The 10,552-nt window shown below is 64.6% G+C and carries 6 protein-coding genes; all 6 read left to right on the top strand.

Going from position 1 to position 10,552, the window contains the following annotated elements; translation table 11 throughout:
- Positions 1-28 precede the first annotated feature (28 nt).
- The 6 genes from BHU06_RS19790 (at position 29) to BHU06_RS19760 (ending at position 10,552) form a co-directional block, all read left to right on the top strand.
- Positions 29-1,486, top strand: a complete 1,458-nt coding sequence (locus BHU06_RS19790; RefSeq protein WP_070400942.1) for a YfcC family protein — start codon at positions 29-31, stop codon at positions 1,484-1,486.
- A gap of 17 nt (positions 1,487-1,503) precedes the next feature.
- A complete protein-coding gene (locus BHU06_RS19785) occupies positions 1,504-2,730 on the top strand; it encodes an arginine deiminase (protein ID WP_070400970.1) in 1,227 nt (408 codons plus the stop codon).
- A 40-nt stretch (positions 2,731-2,770) separates the two neighbouring features.
- Positions 2,771-3,772, top strand: coding sequence for an ornithine carbamoyltransferase (gene argF / locus BHU06_RS19780; RefSeq protein WP_070400941.1), 1,002 nt, complete (start codon positions 2,771-2,773; stop codon positions 3,770-3,772).
- A 1-nt stretch (position 3,773) separates the two neighbouring features.
- Positions 3,774-4,697: a carbamate kinase gene (gene arcC / locus BHU06_RS19775; protein ID WP_070400940.1), complete on the top strand. Its 924-nt coding sequence runs from the start codon at positions 3,774-3,776 to the stop codon at positions 4,695-4,697.
- Between the two features lie 940 nt (positions 4,698-5,637).
- Positions 5,638-7,674 (top strand): hypothetical protein, encoded by a 2,037-nt coding sequence (locus tag BHU06_RS19765; protein WP_175442895.1) that lies wholly within the window; start codon positions 5,638-5,640, stop codon positions 7,672-7,674.
- Between the two features lie 13 nt (positions 7,675-7,687).
- Entirely contained in the window at positions 7,688-10,552 is a 2,865-nt protein-coding gene (locus BHU06_RS19760; protein WP_175442894.1) for a site-specific integrase, read from the top strand.

Here is a 10,552-nt window from a genome sequence, read left to right as displayed (position 1 = left end):
ACACATGGGCGCACAAGGAGGCAACACCATGGCCAACCAGGCAGAGCCCATCGCGGGCGCGGTCCCCGCCCCCCCGCCCTCCGCGCAGGACCGGTTCCCCACCGCCTACACCATCCTGTTCGCGTTGATCGTGCTGATGGCCGCGCTCACCTGGCTGCTGCCGGCGGGCCAGTACGAACGCGTGGCCAATGAGGCCCTGGGCAAAGACACCCCGGTGCCCGGCACCTATCAGGTCGTCGACGCTGCCCCGCAAGGCGCGCTCGACGTGCTGATGGCCCCCATCACGGGCTTCTACAACCAGGCCACGGGCGTGGCCAACGCCATCGACGTCTCGCTGTTCGTGCTCGTGGTCGGCGGCTTCCTGGGCGTGGTCAACGCCACCGGCGCCATCAACACCGGCATCGAGCGCGTCATGCTGCGCCTGCAGGGCCGCGAGAAATGGATGATTCCGGTGCTGATGCTGCTGTTCGCCGCGGGCGGCACCACCTACGGCATGGCGGAAGAAACCCTCGCCTTCTATGTGCTGCTGCTGCCGCTGATGATCGCGGTGGGCTACGACGCGCTCACGGGCGTGGCCGTGATCATGGTGGGCGCCGGGATCGGCGTGCTCGGCTCCACCATCAACCCCTTCTCGACCGCCATCGCCTCCAACGCCGCCGGCATCCCGTTCACCCAGGGCATGGCCTTGCGGCTGGTGATCCTGGCGCTGGGTTGGATGATCTGCGTGGCCTACGTGATGCGCTACGCGGAGCGCGTTCGTCAGGACCCGTCGCGCTCGCTGGTGGCCGATCTCAAGGCGTCCAACGAGGCCCACTTCCTGCGCCACCGCGAGAGCCACCGCGATCAGGTGCTCACCGGGCGGCAACAGACCGTCCTGGTCCTGTTCGGCGCGACCTTCGTCGCCATGGTCTGGGGCGTGGCACTGCGCGGCTGGTGGATGGCCGAGATGTCGGCGCTGTTCCTGGCGTCGGCCATTGCCGTGGGCCTGGTGGCCTGGATGGGGGAGAAGCCGTTCACCAACGCCTTCGTCGACGGCGCGCGTGACTTGCTCGGTGTGGCCCTGGTGATCGGCCTGGCGCGCGGCATCGTGGTGATCATGGACCAGGGGAAGATCACCGACACCATCCTGCACGCGCTGGAGGGCTGGATCGGCGGCATGTCCAACGTGGCCTTCGTGAACGCGCTCTTTGCCACCGAGGGCCTGCTGAGCCTGCTGGTGCCGTCCACCTCGGGGCTGGCGGTGCTGAGCATGCCGATCCTGGCGCCCCTGTCGGATTTCGCCGGCGTGCCGCGCGACCTCGCGGTCACCGCGTTCCAGACCGCGATCGGCATCACCAACCTGGTCACGCCCACCTACGCGGTGGTGGTTGGCGCGCTGGCCATCGGGCGCGTGCCCTACCAGCGCTGGCTGCGCTTCATCTGGCCGTTGATGCTGATGCTGGCCTTGCTCAGCATGGCCTCGCTGAGCGCGGCGGTCCTGCTGTGAACACGCCCCATCCGCCCGTGTCGAGCCCGGCCCGCTTCGGGGTGCATTCCGAGGTCGGCAAGCTGCGCCGCGTACTGGTCGGCTCGCCCGGGCTGGCCCACGAACGCCTCACCCCCGCCAACCGCGAGGCGATGCTGTTCGACGACGTCTTCTGGGTGCAGCAGGCGCGCACCGACCACTTCGACTTCGTCACGAAGATGCAGGACCGCGGCGTCGAGGTGCTGGAGATGGGCCAGCTCCTGAGCGAGACCCTGGCCATCCCCACCGCGCGCGACTGGGTGCTGCAGCGCCGGGTCACCCCGAACCACGTGGGCGTGGGCATGCTCGACGAACTCAGGGGCTGGCTGTGGGAACTGCCCCCCGCGCAGCTGGCGCGCCACCTGGTGGGTGGCCTGGCGGTGCACGAGCTGCCATTCAAGCCCGAAGGCATGTTCGGTCCCTACCTCGGCCCCGACGGCTTCGTGCTGCCGCCACTGCCCAACCTGATGTTCACCCGCGACACCAGCGCCTGGATCCACGGTGGCGTGAGCCTCAACCCCATGCACTGGCCGGCCCGCCGCCAGGAAACGCTGCTGACGGCCGCCGTGTACCGTTTCCATCCGCTGTTCGCGCAGGCCGGCTTCCCCGTGTGGTGGGGCGACCCCGATACCGACCACGGCCCGGCCACGTTGGAAGGCGGCGACATCATGCCCATCGGCCACGGAGTGGTGCTGGTGGGCATGGGCGAGCGCAGCACCCCGCAGGCCGTGGGGCAACTGGCCCAGGCCCTGTTCGCCGCCGGCGCCGTGCAGCGCGTGGTGGCCTGCCAGATGCCCCGCTCGCGCGCGGCCATGCACCTGGACACCGTGTTCTCGTTCTGCGACCGCGACACCGTGACCAGCTTCGTCGAGGTGGCGGCGCAGATCGTCTGCCACAGCCTTTACCCGGACGACCGCGGCGGCATTCAATGCCGCACCGAGAAGCGGCCGCTGTTCGACGTGGTGGCGCAATGCCTCGGTCTGAAGGCGCTGCGCGTCATTCCCACCGGGGGAGACGGCTACGAGCAGGCGCGCGAGCAATGGGACGACGGCAACAACGTGGTCGCCCTCGAACCCGGCGTGGTCATCGGCTACGACCGCAACACCCACACCAACACCCTGCTGCGCAAGGCGGGCATCGAGGTCATCACCATCCGCGGCGGCGAACTCGGCCGCGGCCGCGGCGGGGCGCACTGCATGACCTGCCCGCTGTGGCGCGAGGCCTGAGGCCCCGCCGCGAGGGACCGACACCACCGAAAGGCGCGCCATGGCCATCAACCTGCGCAACCGCAGCTTCCTCACGCTGAGCGACTACTCGGCGGCCGAGATCGGCTTTCTGCTCAAGCTCGCCGCCGACCTGAAGACGGCCAAGTACGCCGGCACCGAGCGGCCCCTGCTGCGTGGCAAGGAGATCGCCCTGATCTTCGAGAAGGACTCGACGCGCACGCGCGTCGGCTTCGAAGTGGCGGCGCACGACCAGGGCGCCACGGTGACCTACCTCGGCCCCTCGGGCAGCCACATCGGCCACAAGGAATCGATCAAGGACACCGCGCGGGTGCTGGGCCGCGTCTACGACGCGATCGAGTACCGCGGCCACGGGCAGTCGGTCGTCGAGACGCTGGCGAGATGGTCGGGGGTGCCCGTGTACAACGGGCTCACCGACCAGTTCCATCCGACGCAGATCCTGGCCGACTTCATGACCATGCGCGAGCACTGCGACAAGCCCCTGCGCGACGTGGCCTTCTGCTTCCTCGGCGACACCGGCAACAACATGGGCAACTCGCTGCTGACGGGCGCTGCCAAGCTCGGCATGGACGTGCGCCTGTGCGGGCCGCGCAGCCTGTGGCCCGACGCGGCCGTGGTCGACGAAGCGAAGGCCCTGGCGCGGGACAGTGGCGCCCGCGTGCGTCTGACCGAGGACCTGGCCGAGGGCGTGAAGGGCTGCGACTTTCTCTACACCGATGTCTGGGTGTCGATGGGCGAGCCCGAATCCGTGTGGGCGGAACGCATCCGCCTGCTGCTGCCCTACCAGGTCAACGCCCGCGCGATGGCCTTGACCGGCAATCCGCGCGTGCGCTTCATGCATTGCCTGCCCGCCTTCCACAACAACGAAACGGAGGTGGGCGCTCAGATAGAGAAGCTGTACGGCATCGGTGCCATGGAGGTCGACGACGAGGTCTTCGAAAGCCCGGCCTCCATCGTGTTCGACCAGGCCGAGAACCGCATGCACACGATCAAGGCCGTTCTGGTGGCCACCCTGGGCGGCTGACATGGCCCGCGTGGTGGTGGCCCTGGGTGGCAACGCGCTGCTGCGGCGCGGCGAGCCGGTGAGCGCCGCCACGCAGCGCGACAACATCCGCCGCGCCGCGCAGGCGCTTGCGCGGCTCATGGAGGGCGGGCACCACCTGGTCGTCACCCACGGCAACGGGCCGCAGGTGGGCCTGCTCGCGCTGCAGGGCGAGGCCACGGGCCAGGGCCGTTTTCCGCTCGACGTGCTGGGCGCCGAGACCGAGGGAATGATCGGCTACGTGTTGCAGCAGGAATTGGACAACGCCTGCCCCGGGCCGGCGCGCTTCGCCACGCTGCTGACGCAGGTGGAGGTGGACCCGCGCGACGCCGCGTTCGGCGCACCGGACAAGCCCGTGGGCCCGGTCTACAGCGAAGCGCAGGCGCGCTCACTGCAGCAGCAGCGCGGATGGGCCATCGCCCCCGATGGCCAGGCCTGGCGGCGCGTGGTGCCATCACCCAGGCCCCTGCGCATCCTCGAGATCGAGGTCATCCGCCTGCTGGTCGACCAGGGCGTGACGGTGATCTGCGCGGGCGGTGGCGGCATCCCGGTGGTGCGCCGCCAAGACGGCACCCACATCGGCGTGGAGGCCGTGATCGACAAGGACCACGCCAGCGGCCTGCTCGCCGCCGAGTTGCGGGCGGATGCGTTTCTCATGCTCACCGATGTGCCCGCCGTGTTCACCGGCTGGGGCACGCCCGGCCAGCGCGCGCTCGGCGACGTGACGCCGCAGGAACTGAGCGGCGTGGACTTCGCCGCGGGGTCCATGGGCCCGAAGGTGCGCGCCGCCTGCGACTTCGTGAACCGCACCGGCGCCCTGGCCGGCATCGGCGCGCTGGACGATGCGGCCGCCATCCTGGCGCGCCAGGCGGGCACACGGGTTGTGGGTCGCCCCCGGATGTCGTAGCAACGCCGGCCTTCCGTCGAAGCCGTCGTGGATGGCCGCGGGCACGCCAAGGCGAGCGACAGGGGACCAAGGGCGATCTGATACCGATCGACTGCCCTCGTGATCGGTCACTCACCGCGAAGGCGAGAAGTGGCGCGGCTGGCGGGGATCGAACCCACGACCCTCGGCTTCGGAGCCCAGGAAATCGATGCGTAGATACAGCGATTTCGAGATGCGCTAATCAGGATTCGTGGGCGTTGTTCAATCAGATCAACGACTTGCGTCATCTCACTTGTGACATCAAATAGTGCCTGTCGGTGACCACAACACTTCGACTGTCACAAACTCGCCGCAAAAACCTTGGCCGCTAACCCAGCGATACGCTTGATTGCTCTGACCATAGCCCACCTAAGCGGCGGACGAAGGTCGATACCGCAATAGCCCCACACCAGTGCAGGTTATTGCCCCCGCGATCGCTGCCACCGTCGCAAAACCACAACGGCCATTAACAAATTCTCACAATCCGCATGAATGTGCGGATTTTGCCGGAAATTGTAATAACAACGAATCAAGTATGGAGAGGTCATCCAGTCAGGCGGCGATGCTCGTAAGCTGTTGATTGCAAAAGAGATATCGTTAACGCACAAAGCGAGTACATCGCATTTTTCGATTTGCGACAACCCGCACTTTTCCCGGTACTCTGAAAAAAGCTGACGCGCGCAGATCCCTTGTAAGGCATCCAGATTTGACCGTGATGGATTTCACGCGACAGCTAATGAGTCGTCGCGGTTCGAATCTTCTGATAGGCAGGGATTAGGTAAGCGACAAACAACAGTCGCGAGCTCCCTAAGTGTCACACCCTGGATTCCTGAAATCTGTCCCAAGTCCACAAGACGAATTCTTTACCGGCCTACCGCCCGAACTCAAGGGGTTTTCCCAGCAGCTGCTTGGCTGCATTGATGTGCCGTCCGACCAGCCCAATTTCAGCCAGGCAATCCACACCCTGAGCGGTGCGTTGGTAGCCTTCGCTCGAGAGCACGAATTCTATAGAGACGCGGAGGTTCGCCAATTCGAACTGGCCTGCCAATTGGCCGCATACGCCAAGCTCCAGATCCCATTGGATGGCACACCACTCGCGCACATGACCGGGCGCCTGGGCACTCATGGCAGTTGGGCGCTGTGCACAGAGATGGATCCTCGCTGCCTTGAGATCCCTGTCGCGCTCGGCGTGGAGCTCGCCTTGGCACTGGCGCAAGGCCGACGCCTGCAAGTGGACTACCTGAAGCTGCTGCGCCGCGACCTCAAGAAGATTCCCGCACCCGGTCACGAAGGACCGGAGACGGCAGCCGATCTTCGCGCCCTGGGCGTCGGGAAGTACTGGCGCCAGGCGTTCGCAGGAAAGGTCAAGCGGCTAGAAGCCATCGTGGCACAACGTACCGGTAGGCGAGTGCTCACCGACGTCAACCTGTCCGAAGTCGCGTTGGAGCACAAGGCCCACGTACGAGCCACCGCGCTAAATGCCAACGTCAAGGTTCGCTCGGGTGCTCGCAACCACCGCCAATTGACAGCGGCTCAAATGGACACCTACCAGGCCGACTTGCGCTCTCGCTTGGCAATGCAGTCGCCTGGCGCCGTGGTCGAGGCCATCTCCCTGTTCACAGGATTGAGCGCGCGTGGCGCTATGACCCTGGCGCTTGGTGGAGAGGCGCTGCCCGGCGAGTTGCTCACGCTGGATCTGAAGCGCGGCGGCCTGCACGTCGCGATCAACCACCTCTCGGACCGCCAGCGTTGGGACGTAGACCCGGGCCAGATCTATCTGCCGGTTCGGGTCCGCTACTTCGTGCCTTGGCCCATCGAGCTCCTTGCACCCCTGCGTGACCTCGCCGCGACCGCTCGCCTGGCGCCCGATGCCTGGCAGCCTGTGATCCGCGTCGTCGACATCCTTCCCCAGGGCGATCGCGATCACCAAATCACGGCAGGTGCCTCGGCTCTTGCTGTCGATGAGCCGGATACCCGTGGGTTCACGTCGACCGCCGCTCGCGCCCGCAACACCTTTCCGACGCAAGCCAGGGAATCAGGCATGAAGGCTACGCACCGGGCCTATGCAATGTTTCGACTGGATCAGGTGGGACACGCTCGGCCTTGGTACGTGCGCGTTGACAACGACGATTTCGTCGCTGACTGGTGCAAGTTTCTGGTAGGCGAAGGTTGGTCCACCGAGCCTCAACAGCAAGAGCCTGGACAGGCCTTCGGCTCTCCTTACCTTCCTCGGGATCGTTCGCTGCAGGCCATCTGGGGCTACTACGTTCAGCGCGTGGACGGTTGCCCGAAAGGAAGGCGCATGTCGTTGTCAACCGTCATCGACGTTCACAACGCCTACGCCGACTTCACCGCCATGGCCCTGTCATTCCTGCTAGGTTTGCGCTTGTCAACCCAGTACGAACTGAACGCCGACTCGGCGCTGCCTGATGCCGAGATGCTCACGCTGACGGACAAATCAGATCCGAACAAGACCGGCAGCCGCTTCGCCGTCCTGACACCGTTGGTGCGCGAACTGCTCGCGAACTGGTACGCCCACTGCGCCGCACTGCTCGGCCGCTACCAGCGCGATCCGCAGGCAGGTAAGACCACCGTTGGTGCCGAAGTGATGGCACATCTCGCCCAGGTGGTGCAGCACGACCCGGTACCGGCGCTGTTTCGCATCTACAAGAATGGTGCGAGGCCTGCCAACAGCAAAACCACCTGGGACGTTCTGCCGCCCTTGTTGCGCTGCGAGGACAACGTCGGCCGCCACTACTGGTGTAGCCAACTGCACCGCGCGGGCTGCTCGGACAAGGCGATCGATCTGTTCATGCGCCACATCGTCGCCGGCAACAGCCCAATGTCGGTTTATGCCGGCGTCAGCATTGCACAGCTGACGAATGAGGTGGGGACGCTGCAGATGCAGCAAATCGCGAAGCTGGGGTTGGGCATGGCCACCGGGCTGCGCAAGGCCTGATCAGGTGTACGCCATGAGCACAAACAACAAGCGACACCAGCGCAGCCATTTGAATGCCTCAACGGTCTTGGGTTCACCACGGCCCCTGAAGCACTTCCAAGCATTTCTGCTGGATGCCTCTCCCCTGCTATCCCCGAGCGCGCTCGCGCTGGGCTGCCTTGTGGGCTTCGACATGGTGGTTCGACCGGAGGACGTTCTGCATGCGTACGCCGCTTTGCAGAGAATCCATCGATATCAGGATCGACCATCAATCCGTTGGGTTGTTCCACAACCGACCGACGAATCCGCGAGCGATGCGAAAGCTCCTAGCGACGCAATGCGGCTCGTTTACGACGAGCGCACGATCAGTGACTTCACCCACATCGCTTCCAGCGAAGTGCTCACATGGCAGGCCCTGGAGGAGTCCATAGACGAACTGCAATCGGCAATGGATCAGCACCCCGAGAAGCGAAACCTGCCCAGACACTGGGAGGGACTGCTCGCAAGTGCGCAGGTCCACGCCGTCACCTACTTGCCAGGTGCGCTGCGCGGACATGTTGTCGGTCAGATCAGGATGTCGGCGCTCGATCCGAGCGCGGCTGCGCGAGAAGCAACGCAGCTCGCACTCGTAACACGGGATTTCGACCTGGAGACCGAGGAGGCCCTGGCAAACAACGAGGTGAAGCTTGCGCAGGCTCGCCTTCGACACCCGCTGCATGCCAAAGGCTCGGCAAGTGGATCGACCACAGAACGCGATCGCGCTGCCGATCTGGTGGATGACATCGTACGGGCCACCCACGCGGGGAGCGGCACAACCGAAGCTCGCGCCGCTGTCTCACGTGATCTCAGGGCCCTGCACCTACGGATGGGAGATTCGCACCACTGGCCAAGGACACTGCACTTGGTGGCCTTGAACTGGGTACATGAGCACCACCTCGCCATGTCCAGCATCAGCCGATATTTTTCGGGTGCAGCCAAGCGGCTGTTCGTCGCTGTGCAGGACATGGATCTTGTGAACCTCGACGTCAAGGAACTGGTTCGGCGCATCGAGGACGTACACGCCAGCGTCGAGGATTCGAACAAACCATCTGTGCGCGCGGTGGGTCAAGCGATCCTTGACCTGCTCGTTCTCCAAGAGGTAATTGAGCCCGCGCAGCTGCAGCGAATTCAGAAGCGATCTGGCTCCATCGCGGTGCGTGCACAAGTCATCTTCCCGCACGAATGCAGTCGCGCAATGGACTGGGTGGACGAGCACATCAGCCGGGGCGAGCAGGGCCCGGCGCTCACGATGACACGCCTGCTTCTTGGTCTGGTCAAAGAGTGTGGCTTTCGCATGGGCGAAGCGTTGCGCTTGCGCCTTGAAAACTTCCATTTCACTGGGGACCGGCTGCAGGTGGCCGTGAATCCGACGCGCTCAGACCCCAGGGTCAAAACCAAGGAGGGTCGTCGACTCACGTACACGAAAGACCCGCGTGTGATCCGCTACTTGATGGAGTACCTTGCCAGCCGCCATGGCCTGACCATGATCTTGCGAGTCGAAGACCCAGCGCGACCGCTGGAGTTGCCTCAAGACGCGCGACATCAGCTCAATTCTCAGCTCGCCGAGCGTAACGATCTGCTGTTCGCCGACCCGCACCAGCCGGGAGCGATCTGGTGCGAGAGCGAAATCCGCATGTGGACATCGATTCTGCTGAAGTGCGCCACCGGTGATTCGCGATCGGTGTCACACGATTTGCGCCATTCCTGGGTCACCTTCGGCAACGACACAGACTTCTGCACCCTTGGCTCACTGCAGGAAAACCCGTTCGACAAGCGAGCCAACGAGCTCGGCCACGCGGCCAACGACTTGATGTTCACAACCTACACGCACCAGTTCGGCCAAGGCATTCGGGTGCGGGTTGACCAGCAGCTACGCGAAGATGGCCTGATTCGCACGCAGTCGGCCGCCGCATGGACCGCTCGCAGCCATGCATCGGTGAAGTCACTCCTCTCGAAGCTGGATACCAATCTGCGAAAGAAGCTCTCGCGTGCCGGCGCGAAAGCTCGTGATGCAGATGGCCAACGTCTGCTCTTGAAAGAGATTCAGGCATACGCCACGCAGTTGCCACTGCGCGGTGCCGACGAGGTGTTCGGCATTTCGCTTCAGGAGCCGATATCGCCCCTGGGCGGCTATCGCCCGCGTGAGCTGACAACGCGGGTTCTCCTGCAGTGCTTGGTGATGTTGGCGAGCTCAAACCAGAACGCGGATCAGCGTGCATTGGACATCGCGAGGCTTGCCGGTATCGGCGCCGCAGACTGGGCTCGTGTACTTCAGGAGCTTTGGCTGGTGAGTCGTTCTGCTCATGCGGTGGTGTCACCCCGCAGGCTAGAGAAGAACAAGGCGGCATGGCTCGTGAGAAATCACTGGGAGCCGGTGATGCGGGCGGCGCTTTCCGAAAAGTGGCAGCGCTTGATGGCCTACCTCGATCGTCATGCGAGCGATGATGACGTTGTGAACGCAGGCGACTACGTTCTTGAATCCATGGGTTGCGACACCTACCTGCCTGTGGACGTCGCAGATCCAGCCTTCATCGCCTTGGTGCGCGTCATCCGCGCGAGCGGCATGAACCTGTCATCGCTGCATCTTCACTACGTGAGCGACACAGCCGACACCCAGCGCAACGCCAGGCACGCGCTCGCAAAGATTCGTCATGAGCTTGGGATTGATGTGCAGCTTCGCGCAGTGACATCGCGCGGTGGCCGACCACCCATGTACTTGTCGGTTCGTTCAGGGGGTACCCAAGGCTCTGTGGATGCCGATCACGATGGCAGCGCCCATTCGATGCAGGGATTTGCTGGGCTGTTCCTTGGTGCATATCTCAAGTCGGAACTGTTGCGGGAGCAGCGCAATGTCGCGTGA

Source organism: Hydrogenophaga sp. PML113 (genome assembly GCF_001777155.1).
Lineage (GTDB): Bacteria > Pseudomonadota > Gammaproteobacteria > Burkholderiales > Burkholderiaceae_C > Hydrogenophaga > Hydrogenophaga borbori.
The sequence above is the reverse complement of the archived record's forward strand: the minus strand, read 5'-3'. Positions and strand labels throughout refer to the sequence as shown.